This window comes from Vibrio sp. QJM3NY_39 (genome assembly GCF_057785895.1).
In genome coordinates, this window is record NZ_CM173505.1 from 2,473,901 (window position 1) to 2,489,496 (window position 15,596).

General features: G+C 43.6%; 14 protein-coding genes and 1 pseudogene. 10 read left to right on the forward strand and 5 right to left on the reverse strand.

Annotated features, from left to right (window positions below; translation table 11 throughout):
* Positions 1-35: 35 nt before the first annotated feature.
* Both AC3CHU_RS10945 and AC3CHU_RS10950 read right to left on the reverse strand, forming a co-directional pair.
* Entirely contained in the window at positions 36-524 is a 489-nt protein-coding gene (locus AC3CHU_RS10945) for a hypothetical protein (RefSeq protein ID WP_010439759.1), read from the reverse strand.
* Between the two features lie 323 nt (positions 525-847).
* On the reverse strand, positions 848-2,191 hold the full coding sequence (locus tag AC3CHU_RS10950) for a CAP domain-containing protein (protein ID WP_488524548.1): 1,344 nt from the start codon (positions 2,189-2,191) through the stop codon (positions 848-850).
* A gap of 405 nt (positions 2,192-2,596) precedes the next feature.
* On the opposite strand from AC3CHU_RS10950, the gene AC3CHU_RS10955 reads away from it, so the two are divergent.
* The 8 genes and pseudogenes from AC3CHU_RS10955 (at position 2,597) to AC3CHU_RS10990 (ending at position 11,091) form a co-directional block, all read left to right on the forward strand.
* On the forward strand, positions 2,597-3,859 hold the full coding sequence (locus tag AC3CHU_RS10955; RefSeq protein ID WP_488524549.1) for a metal-dependent hydrolase family protein: 1,263 nt from the start codon (positions 2,597-2,599) through the stop codon (positions 3,857-3,859).
* Between the two features lie 132 nt (positions 3,860-3,991).
* Positions 3,992-4,198: pseudogene (locus AC3CHU_RS10960) on the forward strand (alpha/beta fold hydrolase); the annotation flags it as partial.
* 186 nt (positions 4,199-4,384) lie between these two features.
* A complete protein-coding gene (locus AC3CHU_RS10965; protein ID WP_171311283.1) occupies positions 4,385-5,956 on the forward strand; it encodes an amidase in 1,572 nt (523 codons plus the stop codon).
* A gap of 59 nt (positions 5,957-6,015) precedes the next feature.
* The gene (locus AC3CHU_RS10970; RefSeq protein WP_488524550.1) at positions 6,016-7,014 is read left to right on the forward strand and encodes a DUF2860 family protein; all 999 of its coding nucleotides are present in this window, start codon (positions 6,016-6,018) and stop codon (positions 7,012-7,014) included.
* Between the two features lie 104 nt (positions 7,015-7,118).
* Entirely contained in the window at positions 7,119-8,138 is a 1,020-nt protein-coding gene (locus AC3CHU_RS10975) for a helix-turn-helix domain-containing protein (RefSeq protein ID WP_488524551.1), read from the forward strand.
* A 213-nt stretch (positions 8,139-8,351) separates the two neighbouring features.
* Complete coding sequence (locus AC3CHU_RS10980; RefSeq protein WP_054546720.1) at positions 8,352-8,918, forward strand: TetR/AcrR family transcriptional regulator; 567 nt, start codon at positions 8,352-8,354, stop codon at positions 8,916-8,918.
* Between the two features lie 113 nt (positions 8,919-9,031).
* A complete protein-coding gene (locus AC3CHU_RS10985) occupies positions 9,032-9,538 on the forward strand; it encodes a GNAT family N-acetyltransferase (RefSeq protein ID WP_488524552.1) in 507 nt (168 codons plus the stop codon).
* Between the two features lie 623 nt (positions 9,539-10,161).
* Positions 10,162-11,091, forward strand: coding sequence for a LysR family transcriptional regulator (locus AC3CHU_RS10990; RefSeq protein WP_054545821.1), 930 nt, complete (start codon positions 10,162-10,164; stop codon positions 11,089-11,091).
* 61 nt (positions 11,092-11,152) lie between these two features.
* Here AC3CHU_RS10990 and AC3CHU_RS10995 read toward each other — a convergent pair whose 3' ends face one another.
* From AC3CHU_RS10995 to AC3CHU_RS11005, 3 genes are all read right to left on the reverse strand, one after another.
* A complete protein-coding gene (locus tag AC3CHU_RS10995; RefSeq protein ID WP_488524553.1) occupies positions 11,153-11,557 on the reverse strand; it encodes an alpha/beta hydrolase fold domain-containing protein in 405 nt (134 codons plus the stop codon).
* A complete protein-coding gene (locus AC3CHU_RS11000; protein ID WP_488524554.1) occupies positions 11,554-12,747 on the reverse strand; it encodes an ISL3 family transposase in 1,194 nt (397 codons plus the stop codon). The genes AC3CHU_RS10995 and AC3CHU_RS11000 overlap by 4 nt, the downstream gene beginning before the upstream one ends.
* A gap of 68 nt (positions 12,748-12,815) precedes the next feature.
* Positions 12,816-13,517, reverse strand: coding sequence for an alpha/beta hydrolase fold domain-containing protein (locus AC3CHU_RS11005; RefSeq protein WP_488524555.1), 702 nt, complete (start codon positions 13,515-13,517; stop codon positions 12,816-12,818).
* A gap of 265 nt (positions 13,518-13,782) precedes the next feature.
* Between AC3CHU_RS11005 and AC3CHU_RS11010 the strand changes: the two genes are divergently transcribed.
* Both AC3CHU_RS11010 and AC3CHU_RS11015 read left to right on the forward strand, forming a co-directional pair.
* Positions 13,783-14,874: a calcium:cation antiporter gene (locus tag AC3CHU_RS11010; protein WP_488524556.1), complete on the forward strand. Its 1,092-nt coding sequence runs from the start codon at positions 13,783-13,785 to the stop codon at positions 14,872-14,874.
* Positions 14,875-14,941: 67 nt separating this feature from the next.
* On the forward strand, positions 14,942-15,592 hold the full coding sequence (locus AC3CHU_RS11015; RefSeq protein WP_248391936.1) for a DedA family protein: 651 nt from the start codon (positions 14,942-14,944) through the stop codon (positions 15,590-15,592).
* Positions 15,593-15,596 lie beyond the last annotated feature (4 nt).

Sequence of the window (15,596 nt, forward strand, 5' to 3'; positions counted from 1 at the left end):
GCTCGTCTGTTATTCACATATGTATTTTAGTTCTGTTACGCGTTGGGCTCTTTTAGTGCTTTCTCATTTGATTCTTGCTTTTCATCCAGAGCAAAGTAGATTTTTGACACAATCACTTCAGCAACCAGAATCGTAAATACCACAGCGAAGAACGCAACTACACCGCCCCAAGGGCCTGTGAAGCTCACCTTGTCACCGAACATAAGGTTTATCGCTTCTAGCATGACAAATTTTGAGCCAACAAGAATAATGTATGTCGACAGCGCTCGATACACCTTAGGTGCCGTTCCAGATTTCTGTTTGAAGTAATCCGCTACCTTGTGTTCTAAGCCAATAGAGAGCTTCAACAATAACTGCAGTAACAACGCCGCTATCAAAGAAATAGTAAAAGATTCAATATTGACGAAGTCCCAGTACTCATCGAAAAAGTTAAGCACGACTAAGTCCACCAGCACGGCTAACGTGTAACCTACAAATAGGCGTTGTGGTGTGTTGAACCCGTAAACTTTGTCTGATTTAGTCATTCTGTCTCTCTCTAATTTGATAAGTAGCCTTGATTTGAAATACATCTTAGCGTTCGAATAGAAGCAAAACTTACCATTTCATGACACCACTCAAAATCATTCACAACACAAATGAATCGTCATAATGTCTTCGCACCTCCACCTTCAATAATCCTGATCGACCACGTATCACTGTAAAGTAAAATGGCACTATCGAGCAAAGTGCCACTCTCGAGTAATTTGCTACTCCCAAGTAACCTTCCACTACCGAGTAACCTGCCACTACCAACTAAAGAAAGAATAGAGACGCTAAATGGATGACCCATATTTAAGCAATGAGTGTGTTAGTTGAAATCTTGCGTCCAATAAGACATCTTCGATGTATCTGACTTACTGACTTTGTATCCAATCCCCATCTTTGTGTGTCGGCTATTCATCACGTTTTGGCAGTGACCTTCGTGACCAGCCCAACTATTAAGACCGGCTTTGTTAACTTGCCCATCACTTCGCGGACTGGTGTAACCAAAAATAGGAATCACAACCGAATTGGATGAGAGGACAAACGCATTCTGACCAGAACTGTTCACAACAAAGTGACCTTGAGCATCTCTTCGGTACTGCTCATCAGAGTTCAATTGGGCATTACTCGCCGTGTTACTATCCCAAGCGATAGGAGCTGCTGGTGGGTAGTTACCACTCGAAAACGATGAACCAAAGGCATCACAATAACGTTGTGCCGACCTCGCACAATTTGTCGAGATAACAGATTGGTACTTGATACTGTTCTGGCTTAAATCTTCCGGAATGTTCACAATTCGGCACCATTTTTCATCGGCAACGCCTTGACCGGGCATCCCCCAAATCGCACCATTCAATAATTGATTTGTATCTAGTGAAGCGAAATCGATAAGAGTGTCGCTATTAAGCTGACCTAGATCCAAATCGATCTTTCCAGATGAAGTGTTCAATTCAAAGATCGAAGCCCCAACCTCCTTAGCTGCTGCATTAATTTTGTCGCGCTGTAATAATTCCCAAGAATCACCGAACCGCTCTTTTGACTGCTCTCCATAAGCTTGAGCGATAAAATCGTAAGTGGGTAGATTAGACTCCACTCCGTTCTCATCTTTGGAAACTACGCTGCCAACGGTTTTAAATTCCAACGAACTGTCGAACACCACATCATTAAACACATACGATCCCAAGAGCTCACTAGAACAAGCGTTGCTTTGCATATCGTATCGATATTCAGAAATTGTACCGTCCACAAGTAACTGATGACTTTTCCTTTGCGCCCTTAACCCTGCGGTTTCATAACAGTGCCAATCGTTAACAAAGTTACTGCCATTATCGATAACGATCGTTGGTACCGCGATATCCACATCAACCTTCTGAGTATCCCCACCTTTGAATGCAGGCAGTTCATTTTTAACGGAAATAGAAGAATAATTTCTGATCGGAGCCGTTGTATCGACAAAGCCTTCGATAGCAAAAATCATATTGTTGCTAAGAGCTTTAATGTCAGGCTGCTGAGAGGTAGATGATGAGTCGGGATTACTTGGATTACTTGGATTACTTGGAGCATTAGCGTTGTTAGAAGTTGTACTGTCACCTCCTGACGAACTTTCTCCGCCACAACCTGTAATAATCAGTGCTAAAAGGGCGACTGCCGAGATATTTTGTTTTTTCATGAGTTAATCCTTAACCATATATTTTTCTTGATGTAAGGATGTTGCCTCATAGAACGAACTTAAATTTCAGACCAATGTCAGAGCCCCAAAATACTGACACCGATTTAACATTTTATAAGATATTGTCAATTTAACGTTCAATTCATAAGCCAATGAACTCATTCAGTATTTTCCTTAAGCCTTCCGTTTCAGAGCCGGTTACAGTTCGGTAAATTGACTCTCAAAACAAGGTGACGACGATTTGAAATACACCTGAACGTTCGAATAGGAAAAACTTAGAAATATAGAAAAGCACCAAAAGATAAGTCTCGTTATTGCTTGTCACCAAATGGCCATTCTTCAAATGCTGCGCCCCATATTATGACTCCATCAGCGACACACACTCATTTCCAAAAGGTGCAGACTATGAAAAAGCTAATCACTAACGCGAACGTATTTAACGGTGTTGATAGCAACTTAATCGAGAACGTATCAATCCTCATCGAAGATAACTTGATCACTCAGATTGGCGAGATTGATTCAACGTTAGCCGATGAAATTATTGATGCTCAAGGCGGCACGGTCATGCCAGGCCTGATTGATGCGCACGTTCATATCACGCTCTCTGCCTCTTTTAATGTCATTGATACAATGACCCGTGAAGAAGTGGCGATTCGCTCAGCAAAGATTTCAGAAGAGATGTTGATGCGCGGTTTTACGACTATTCGTGATGTGGCGGGTAACACGCTTGGCCTAAAGAAAAGTATCGATAACGGTTACGCAACTGGCCCACGAATTCTTCCTTCAATGGCCGCTATATCTCAAACCTGTGGTCACTCCGATTACCGTCAGAACCAAGCACAAGAACGTTTGGCAAACGGTCACGAAGATTCACCAATGATGAAGCTAGGTGCCATGAAAATTGCTGATGGTCGTTCAGAAGTATTAAAAGCCGTGCGTGAACAGTTGTTTATGGGCGCTTCTCAAATCAAGATCATGGCAGGTGGCGGTGCATCTTCAACGTTCGACCCACTAGACACGTTGCAATTCACATCAGAAGAAATGAAAGCCGCGGTTGATGCCGCTTCTGATTATGGCACTTATGTTGCCGCGCACATCCACACCTCTGATGCGATGCGCCGAGCAGCCGAAGCGGGCGTGATGTCTTTCGAACACGCGACAATTATGGATGACGACATTGCCGAGATCATCAAAGAGAAAGGCATTTGGGTGATTCCGTCTTACTTTACCTCTTCATTGATTGCAGAACGCAAAATCCCACTGCCGAACGAAGAGACATACCGAAAGACAGAACGCGTAGGTAAAGCCATGTTCAAATCGGCGGAACTGATTAAGAAATACGATATTCAGAACATTGCTTTTGGCACTGACTGCGTGGGTGAAACCAACGTTCATGCTACACAATTGAATGAACTTGGTGCGATTGAGAAAACATTCGACACCATCACAGCACTTCGCATGGCGACATCAAACTGTGGACGCTTGTTCGAGATGTCGACTTACCAACACCCATACCAAGAAGGCAAGTTAGGTCAGATCGTTGAAGGCGCGTATGCCGATCTATTGATTATCGATGGCAACCCACTGGCAGGCGTTGAGTGTGTAATGAATGATGATGCTAAGAAAGTCATCATGAAAGACGGTAAGGTGTACAAAAACACGCTTTAGCGTTCAAGAGTTACTCACTGAGTAACTAAAACTCAAAGGCAGGCAAGCGAACTTTTTAGTCGCTTGCTTGCCTTTTTATTAAGCGTTGTTTTATTGCTACTATTAAACTCATGCTGTTTGTTTATGTATACCCACTTTTTGGCCTTTGGTTATAACTCGGGCGATCTATTTAATACCAACAGTAGCGATGGCGTCATCAATTTATCAAGCCAGTTGTCGCGCCCCGCTCAATTGAATGCCGACCAAATTCGCGGTTACAACGAAAACCATCTCAGTATTTTAGACAATGACGCTCTGTTTGAAGACTTGTCCAGCTTTTGGTTAACAGCTGAGCGATAACCTCTCCCTATACATAACCCGACAAACCAGTTGGCGTGAATGGTATGAACATTGGCGGTATTTGCACTGCAAGCCAACACGCTAATCTTTATTCTAATCCCATAAATAAGCACACGGAGTGACGCTAAGCCTAGCGAGCTAGGTTTCGAAACAAGGATAGTGACTTTCTAACTTGGGATAGAAACGATGACTATCAATGAATTAAAACGCAGAGATTTTTTCAAAGTTATGGGGAAAGGTGCTGTTTCTGCTGCGGCTCTCTCTCTGCCGACCTTAGCGAATGCAACGCCAACTTCACCAACAAATTTGCCTTCAGATCACCAAACCGTTGACTCGCCACTGGATGCGACTGAGATGGCAAATCTGATAAGAGACAAAAAAGCCTCGCCAAAAGAATTCGTACAAGAAGCCATCTATAAAATTCGCCAGACAAACGATCAAGTAAATGCGGTTGTTTCTGAGTGCTTTGACTTAGCGCTAGAGCGTGCCAACTCATTTAACCCGAACTCCCCTTTTGCAGGCGTGCCTTTCTTAGCGAAAGACTGCGTTGATGTTGTCGGGCTTGAATGCACCATGGGATCGAAGCTAAACCAAGGTAGAAAGCCCAACGCTACCTCTTGGTTTATTCGTGCAACACAGAATGCAGGGCTCAACACCATTGGTATGACGAATATCCCCGAGATGATGGCACTAGGCTGCACACAGAATCCCCTTTATGGCGCGACGCGTAACCCATGGGATCTAAGCCGAGGTGTTCACTCATCGACTGGTGGTGGCGCAGCGGCGATTGCTGCTGGCTATGTACCATTAGTGCATTCCACTGATGGTGGCGGCTCTTCGCGCATGCCCGCTTCAGCGACAGGTATTTTTGGCTTTAAGCCAAGTCGAGAATCTTTGATTTCAGGGCTAACTGACGGCTCAACAAACGAAGATTTTACTCATCAATCGTTTATGTCGAGAACCGTTCGTGATGCAGCTTTGGCTGTATCAGTCACAGAGCATCATACAAAAAATGACTTTGAGACGCCTTTTCCTCGAACTCCCATAGGAATGGTTAATGCTTCTCTTAACCGTCAGGTAAAAATTGGCGTCACCCTCAAAGATATCCACGGCAGGCTTCCCGATGAAGATACGCTCGCAGCTATTCGTTCTACGGTCTCTTTGCTCGAAAATCTTGGGCATATCGTTATCGAAGTTGATCAACCGATACAAGATGGCGATGTATTCATGCACAACTACATGGGCGTATTTGGCAACAAGATGGCAAGCTTTGCTGAGCAGTTCGACCGCCTAGGCATGCCGCTAGAATCGATGCCCGACAAAGTAAGCGATAACATCGTCTATTTAGCTCGTACGATGCAAGCGCGCTTGAAAGCCGCTCCTAGCTTGTATACCGACTCTCAAGAGCGATGCCGAAATTTCGCACTCAGTCACAACCGAGAATTCTTTAAAGACATCGACGTATGGCTGACTCCTTGTGCAAACCATGTTCCTTTAGATATTGAATATTTCGACCAACAAACGCACTCAGGCAAAGAGATATGGGCACGTTCAGAGAAATTAATGTCTTATACACCAATCGAAAACGTGGCAGGTAATCCGGCAATGTCGGTTCCCTTGTATTGGAACAAGCAGAACCTTCCCGTCGGTAGCCACTTTTCTGCAGCAAGGGGCAACGACCGCCTGTTATTTGAATTGGCCTATCAACTAGAAAACGCCAAACCTTGGGCAAACAGAAAGGCCCCGATTGCGCTTTAACAAGCAATTCACTTTCGAAGCAGTTCAATTTAGAAAATCATTCAAGTACGAGTCTATTGATGAAACATATTATTTTCCTATTTTTGGCGAGTCTGACGCTTGCACCTTACTCATACGCAGCTCTAGCACCAAGCGAAGGCTTCAGTGGCAACATGACCTTCTTAACAGGCTTCACCGCAAACTCAAGCAACCTAGATGTTGGGCAAAGCAATCATCAATCTCAAGCCGATTTAATGTCGTCGGGTAATACCGAAGCAGAGGGAATGGTCGCTGTTTTGGGTTCAATGCAATACACCTTTGGCGCTTTGAATCACAAACAGTTTTTCTTAGGTACCTCAAGAGACGACATCATCACAGGTACGTTGGCATTTGAAATTGGATATAGGCAGCAAGTCGAGAACGGTATGGTGGTTGAATTTTCTATCTTACCAACTCTGATATCAGGTGAAGTATGGGATGACCCTTATGCCGTTGACTCAAATAGAAAAGAAACCGACCTCACCGGTAATGTCGTTCGAATGCAGCTTTCAAGAATAATGGGCTCGAACTTTAATCTCGATGTCGCCTCTGGTGAGTCCGACGTTAAAAAAGAAAACACCGGCCTAAAGGGCCTTGGTTTAACTGAAGAAGAACGCGCACTAATGATTCGAGAACGAAAATATTTTTATCTCAAGTCTGGTTACCAGTATTTATTGAAAGATGGCTCTGGCATTCTCACACCTTCAATGAATGTTTTCTCATCAGACTCTGAGGGTGATGCACTATCGTTCTTGAGCCTTGGCGCGGAAATCAACCTAGCGAAAAGATTTGGGAATCATGGCCTTGCTTTTACACTCAATGCAGCAAAACGCAGCTATGATAAAGAGAACCCAATCTTTAATGAGACTCGTGAAGACAAAGACTTTGGCGCCTTCGTTGCTTATGAATACACCAATATCTTTGGTACAAAAAACTGGTCTTTGGTATCACTACTTGGCGCCAAGACAACAAATTCGAATATTGAGTATTACCAATCATCGCAATACGTGATTTCAGTAGGTGTTGATTACAAATTCTAAAGTTGAACTGAGAGTTTCATTGCTTGTAACCCGTAAACAAATCCTTTAATTTGGGCATATTAACGAGAAGAACACTCTTCAATCACCAGTAATAACAGGGAGTTATGGTGGAAAGTTTCAGTACTCAATTGCCCATATTCTGGTTTAAAACTTTAGATTCTGCTATTCAGGCTAGAATTGGAGACAGCAGCGACATCTGGTCGGGAACAGAGGCCTATAAACAACTTTGCTCCGCCGAATCGATCTCGGCTTATCAGCTTCAAACCGCCATCAACAATATCTACCAACATTTTGATCATGAGCTGATCGACTTATTTGATGAATCGGCTCGCTACTTCGATGAGCTTGAAATGGGCGCGCCGGTAATGGCCATGCTCACCGCGCCAGATCTCGCCAGCTTTTGCCAACTGCTGAGTCGCTACTCCATTCATATACATCCGCTACTGAAAATATTCAGTCGTGAAACAGAGAGTGGCGAAATTGAGCTTTGGGGCGTCACACCCGAGTACATTGACGAAACCACACTGATGACACACATCAGCTTGGGGCTCTATTTCAGTATTATGATCAAGCTCGTTCGCAGATACCTTAATGCGCCGAATCAAAAGCTCGCCATTCACATCCACAAGAACACCATCGGTGATGAGTTCTTGAGCATCTATGAGCGTGTCTTTAATGTAGAGATGAAGGAAGGCTTCCCAGCCCGCTACCTCCTTTTTCCTAACAACCTTGTCCAAACGAAACCTCGCCAATTCCAAGCTGACTTTCATGCAGAGCTAGTACGAATCGCCGATCAACAGATGGAAAAAACATTAAAAACTAACCTGATCTACAAAGTGAATGAAACGTTCAAAGTGCTCGCGGTGAAAGACACCAACCTAGATAGCGTGGCGAACAATCTTCACATCAGCCCTCGAACCCTGAATCGTAAGCTTAAACAACAAGGTGTGAGCTTTCGTCGTTTGTTCGATAAATACCGACTTGAACTGAGCATGACGTTACTGAATCAGAACGACGGCAATATTACCTATGTAGCTCACGAACTTGGCTTTTCAGACTCGAGCGCATTCAGTCGAGCATTCAAAAATTGGACTGGGCACTCTCCTACCGGACTAAAGTCGTAGGCTTACAGTGCTGATGATGCCAATATCACTGATGGGTACGCTGAACACCTAGGCTCTAGATAATTGCCTATCTTGAGCCGACTACTCCCAAACCTATACCTACTCAAATTCAACGATCTTTAAAGATCTTGTGATCCTCATTTATGTTGTATATTATCCGCACTACAAATTACAGACCGGATAGTCGGTCTGTAAAATAATTGAGTGATTCCCATGGACAAGAAGCAGCAAGCAATCCAAGCCGCGATTGAATTATTCGCGACACAAGGCTTTGAAAAAACGTCTATCGCACAGGTGTGTGAAACGGCAAAAGTATCGAAGGGTTTAGTTTTTCATCATTTCAAAAATAAAGATGACCTACTAAGACAGGTGTTTGTTCGCATGGCAGAGATCATTAATGAAGTCGGCGAAAGTGTTGACTTGTCTAGTGAGGGAATGTCGGTAAAAGAGAGGTTTATTAACCTTATTGAGCACATCTTCTTGTCGATGGCCGACCCACAACAAAAACTGTTTTATCAACTTGATTACCAAGTGAAATGTCAGCCGTCGTTAAGGCTGATATTAAAAGACCTGTTGGACGAACGCTACCAACTGATGATGGATTCTTTTGAAGTTATTCTATGTGACATCCCAAATGCCAACAGCATTGTCGACGGCCACATGTTAATCGCCGATATCGATGGTATCGCACTCAATTACTTGTTCTCGGATGGTGATTACCCGTTAGAACAAATTAAAGAGCGCTTCATAGCTAAGTATTTACTGCTGCTGGATTTATAAGTACCTCACTTAAAGCTCAATAGAACGTTGTTGGCTATCTAAAGTAACTCTCTATCTAAAGATATCTATCAGAGAACGCTAGCAACAAATAATTTAAGTTAGGAATTTTTCAAATGAAAACCCCTTATGAAATTCAATACCAAGCTTTCGCCGCTGCAGGCGGGCTTTACGACGAACGCCATGCAAAACTGTACGCAGAGTTTGCCGACGATCTTATTGCCGATGGCAGCTTTTCTATCGTGCATGAAAGCGTAGCACACGCATGCTACACACCAATCACAATAGACGCAGCACCACACCTGAAGTGTTATGTGCTTGCCCCTTTAGCTGTATTGCCAGAATACCAAGGCAAAGGCTACGCGACTCGATTGATGGAAGAAGCCGAGAAGCAACTCGACGCTGACGTTATCTTCGTAATGGGCGACCCTATCCATTACGGAAACCGTTACAACACGCCACATAATGTGCTTCCGCCAGTAAAAACACTTGCACCTCTTGAGTGCTGGTTCGCTAAAGCACTGACCCCTGGCGCACTAGACGGCGTGGGAGAATCTACTTCAACCGTCACTGGCCCTTACGCAAGCGAGCTAATGTGGGGACACCCAAGCGAGCAAGTTTAAGTTAAATCAGATACGAAAAATGGAACGCTTCGGCGTTCCATTTTTTTGGGGGGAATCGAAATGCTTGTCTGATTGGGAATGCTCTCCTTTTCCGCGAACTACAATAGATCGAAGACGCAGATTGGGGGAGAAGTTAGGAGTTTATTTTAGTTAGCTAAGCAGCTTGTTTCGTAAATTACTTATACCCCACCCTAAATTGGGGTTATTACTCTAATGTTTTCGAGAGCTCTCATTTGAACAAATGTGACTTATCCCGATATAGCACAACTAACTACATAAAGGATGGTCACAAACAAATTATGGGCAACAGAAAAATCGCAGTGCTAATTGACTCGGAAAACACTCCAAACTTAAATCAAAACCTGATTATTGAAGAACTATCCTAGCTTTGGGTAAATCATCGTTAAACGTGCGTATGGCGATCTTTCTGCTGAACAACTAAAAACTGAAAGCAACCTCTTAATGACTGAGCTATCCAAGCTAAACAATAATTCGCCTTATTGAAGGTACTGCTGTCCACTTATCCCAATGGTGGTTCTCAGAAGTCAATACTGACAAAAAGAAGTTTGCGTCATTTGTGTGGAACACTACAATGGAATTCTCTCAATAGTTAAGGACTGACGATGAAAGAACTTCGCGATTTAGATTTAAACCTACTGAAACTATTGCAAGCGGTTGTAGAAACACGAAACACACATCAGGCCGCAGACAAACTAGGGATATCACAAACTAGCGTCAGTCGTGGTCTAGCTAAGCTGAGAGAAACGTTTGGCGATCAACTGTTTATACGTAAAGCACATGGAGTAGAACCTTCTGAACTAGCTGAAAAACTGGCAGAAGCGGCCGATGAAATGTTCACACCATTGGTTAAAGTCGTTGAGTCTTATCAAAATTTTGACCCTCAACAGTTCACCGGTGAAGTATCGATAGCAATGAACATTTTCCTGCTAGAGCAATACGGTGATGGTATTTTTAGTGAGCTGCGAAGCGTATTACCTAATGCCAACTTCAAACTGGTTTACTGGCAAGAACAAAGCTTGAGTGACATGCTTAATGGCCAAGTTGACTATATGCTCCACTTCGCCCAATTCCCATTACCACAAGAAATTTATCAACATAAATTGAAAGAAATCAAGCTGAGCCTTATTGCCCGCAAAAACCACCCTGTGCTTAGTAACGGCAGTGCTTGGGAAGATATTCACCACCTTCCTATAACTCGGATACTCGCAGATGGAATTAACTCGAAGCGTGCGCCAGTTGAAGACCTTTATTTAGCGAAAGGCTACAAGGCTAATATTGTGTTATCCACTCATAGTCTTCGAGTTTTACTTAACAAGTTAAAACACTCTGATGCCTTTTCATTCGGCAGTACCTTCATGACAGAAAATGAACCAGAGTTGAGTTGCTATCCTCTTCCTGTTGTCCCTAGAGAGATGAGGTCCATTCAAATTAACGGTGGCTACCTACAATCTAAACGTGGCTTCCCATTGAACCAACTGTTGCACCAAGCGATGCAAAGCTTCTTCGATAAAGTGGTGCAACCAGAGAAGTAACTCTTGAACATCAAGTTACTTCATATCGGTCACTTATTTTGGAGACTTTTGTAAACTAAAACTAATTGATATGCTTATTGAAGAATAAGCCAATCTCTTTGATAGCATCTTCCGATTCAGGCATGTCCGCAACGAGTCCATTCATATAATCACCATGAGACTGACCATCATAAACGTGAAGCTCAGTCTCAACATCAGCGCTGCGCAGTAATCGGTGCATTCGAACCGTATCACTCAGTAATAAATCACGAGTTCCTGAAATAAAAACAGTGGGTGGAAAAGCATCTATATTTGCGTAAATAGGTGAAATTAGTGGGTTATCCAATGCCTCACCATCAGCATATAAATCAAATGTCGCTTGAATTAATCCTTCACGATGACCTAATGAATCTAGCCCCTTCAATGTGTGCCAAGTATCCGATGTTTCTTTCAAATCAACCGCTGGTGTGCCAATAAAAAGGTTCATCGCGGCTTTCCGGGGAAAGCCGCTTTTATCTTCAAGAAGAAGTAGTCTGTATCTCGATACCCATACCCCATTCGCTTGATTAACTTTATCTTGTTGTTTATCCCTTCCAGTGTGCAGGTGTTCAACGGATAACTTGCCGATGCGATAATGCCGTGAAGATAAGGACTCAGTTTTCGTGCGAACTCTTTCAATGGCTTAATTCCACTCTCTTGCACTTGTTCCCACCACGTGTCCCAGAGCCCCTTCGCGTGCCCTTCGGATTCACAATACCAAAGCTCTTTGAGTTGGGCTCCGAGTATATAAGTGGTCATTAAGTCCTTATTGATATTCAATATTTCAGTAAGATAGCTATCTTGACGTGTATTTAAGTTGCCTCTATTTTTCAGCAGTACCCACCGTGAGCGCTTCACCCATTGCCTCGCTTTTTTATCTTGCTTGAGTTTGTTGGCTTGGTCGACTCTGACTCTATCCATCACCTCGCGACCGAACTTAGCAACAACATGGAATAAGTCGTAAACGATTTTTGCGTTCGGGCAGTGCGCTTGAACTTCAAGGTCAAAAGCCGTATTCATGTCCATCGCTACTGCTTCGATATTTACCCCATTCTCGCCTAGCTGCTCGAAGAACGGCCGTATGTCCTTGCGGCTGCGGCCTAATCCAACCCAAATGACTTGATGAGTCTTCGCATCAGCGATGACGGTGGCATATCGATGCCCTTTAAAGATGGCGAACTCATCCATCACGAGCTGCTTTAGCTCACCCCATTTCACTGGCGGCACCACTTGTCGAAGTCGGCGTTTATCTATTTCTTTAATGGTGTGCCAATGAACGCCCGTAATTTGGGATATATGCTTAATGAGAAGCAGGGGTAGCAGTTGTTCTATATAGCTTTTTAGGCGCTTTGTTATACGAGCATAAGGCTCTAACCAAGAGAGAGATTCTGTTTTTATGCCGCAGTCACGACACTTAATCCTTCGAGTTTGAACGGAAAGTTCAACAGGCACACCGAGCAACATGGCATCCTTTACGTGACGCCATTGATACTCATGGATAGCCTCGGCCTCAAGACCACAAAGGCATTTAGCCTCAGAGCTAGGTTTAAGAGTCAGGGTAATAAGTGATGCTGTCTGGAGAGACTTTACTATTTGAAAGCCTTCCCAGAATGAAGATAGGAAAGTATGATTCGGCATAGAAACGGTAGTTTGTGTATGATTTTTGTTTGGCGACTAAACCATATCACTTACTACCGTTTTTGTTTTTAGTTCCCGCTAATCCGCGATGAACCAATAAAAAGCGCTCCCGGAGCCGGTAAATCCATATCTTGTATTTTTAGTGTCGTTGCCAACGTTAAATTACCGCCCGCAGATGTGCCAAAAATAGCGGTCGATTCTGCTGTTTGAGTTTTCATTAGCTCTTTCCAAACAGCAACGGCATCATCAATTGCAGCTGGAAATGGATGTAATGGTGGCTGACGATAATCAACTGAAATCACTTTTGCCCCTAACCCATTCGCGACCCAAATTGCCTCTCGAAGTGCCGATTCACCCCCACCAAAAACAAACGCGCCACCATGAATATGAACTAGCCACTTATCTTTATATTCAGATGAGACTATTTTGGGCGTGACAAAAAAGGTATCTACTCCTGCAAATTTTTTTGCTTCATACGTTACTTCAAAACGTTCCGCTACTGATTTCGCGAGTTCAACTCCGGGTGCATCAAACATAGACTGAAATTCAAGCCACTCCTCTGTACTTTCAGGGACAGGAATCTCTGGAATGCTGCCTCTACCTTCGATCATTTCAGCAAACGTTGTCGATATCCCCACAGGCGTTGGAATCGTGCGCTCAGCCAAGTTGATATCAGCGATTACCGAGGTACTTGAAAGACTAAGTACAAGCGCAGAGACAAGAGTAGTAGGAATTAAATTAGTCGGTATACATTTGCGTAATGTTTTCATTGTGACTCCAAAGGCAATTTATGAACTGCGGTTTGCAGTTTGTTAACGCCATTATTGAAATCAATGAACTTAAAATCGACGAATTAGAGAAATTCAGAATTGGGGCAACAATTGAAGCATTTATGAATTTCTCTAATTCATATTCAACCTCTTCCCACAACCATAAGCTATGAGCAAATCACTACCTTATGGAGGACGTAGTGAACATTCGCGAACCGACAAAGTCACTAGGACCTTACGATGTTGGCCTCAACGAGAAGCTCAAATGTATAAGATTTTAAAACAAGAGAAAACGCTGCTCCTTGGTATTTTGACTGTAATATTCTTCAAGACTTTAGGTGAAAGCATGCTGACCTCAAGTCTCTCAATCTTCTCTTATGTCATCACTACAGCGGTACTCTTTTATGTCGCAATGACCGCAATTTTCGCGGTGGTTCGCCACTCAGATTCTTTAGCCATCAAATTAGGGGACCCATTTGGTACTCTTATCCTCACGTTAGCGGTCATCTCATTAGAAGTGATTATGATCTCTTCTGTTATGCTGACTGGCGATCCGAATCCAGTCCTTGCCCGGGATACGATGTTCGCTGTGATCATGGCGGTATTGAATGGCTTTGTCGGTATTACCTTATTAGTTGGTGGGATGAAGTATCACACCCAGTCCTACAATTTGGATGGCATTAAAGCGTATCTAGTTGCCATTATTCCTCTTGCGATGCTTTGTCTGATCTTGCCAAACTTTACCAGCAGTAGTGACAACGGGAACATGTCATTGAGCTTAATGGGCACATTGGTTCTCGCCTCGATTGCGTTATATGGCGTATTTCTGTTCGTACAAACACGTAGCCATACACACTTCTTCATTGATGCCGACAATAAAAGTGAACACGACCACCACGGCCCGGTAAGCAGCAATTTATTTCATACTTTGATGTTAATTAGCTACTTGCTCATCGTGATACTTCTGGCAAAAGGCTTAGCGATTCCAATTAACGACAGCATTAGCGTGATGGGTGCTCCAGCAGCCCTTGGCGGCCTTATTGTTGCCCTTATTATTCTCGCGCCAGAAGCCGTTGGTGCCGTCAAAGCAGCCCTAACAAATCAACTGCAGCGAGCCATCAACCTGTTTTTCGGCTCGGTATTAGCAACGATAGCATTGACCGTACCAGCTGTTTTACTCATCTCTGGCGTAATGGACCAGCCCTTGAGATTAGGCTTAGAACCCGCAGAAATGGTGTTACTGGCTGCAACGCTTCTTATGACCAGCGTTAGCTTTAGCAGCGGCAGAACCAACTCACTGAATGGTGCGACCCACCTTGTCCTCTTCTTCGCTTATTTAATTTTGATGTTCGACTAACACGAAGCACAACAGCCAGATCATTCGATCTGGCTGTTACGTCGTTTGATACCATTAAGGAAAGAGTATGAATGAAATATTATCCGCCATTTGGATACAAGATTTTGACACGCTACTTGAGATCAACTCACTCCATATCTTGCTGCTACTGCTTGCGGTTGTGTTATTTCTAGAGTCGAGTTTTGTGTTTTTGCCTCTCCCTGGGGATGGACTGGTCTTGTTTGTAGGTGGACTAGTTGGATTAGGTGCTGTGGATTTTTATACCGCCCTGACTGCTCTCAGCTTATCGGCTTGTTTAGGTACCATTATCGGTTATCTACAAGGACGCTGGTTAGAAGGTTCACGTTTCATGAACAAAATTGAAGTCGTACTGCCTGACGATTCATTACCTAGAGCAAGGCGCCTTCTCAATAAATTCGGGTTCCTATCATTGTTCGTGTCCCGCTTTATTCCTTTCGTTCGAGTTCTAACCCCGATGCTGATGGGCATTGCACACCTGAGCTTTATCCGCACTGTCATGATCAGCATGACCAGTTCCATCGTGTGGGTGTTAACCCTGCTTTATGCAGGAAAGTCCATTATGCGTCACCCGTTTCTACATCAACATCAAGAACTCATCACCAAGTGGTTTCTCTTCACCAGCTTAATGCTGATGGCAATTGCTTTTATCACCTTGTTTATCCGAATCATTCGCAAACGTAATCACATTGCAGTGTAGCCCA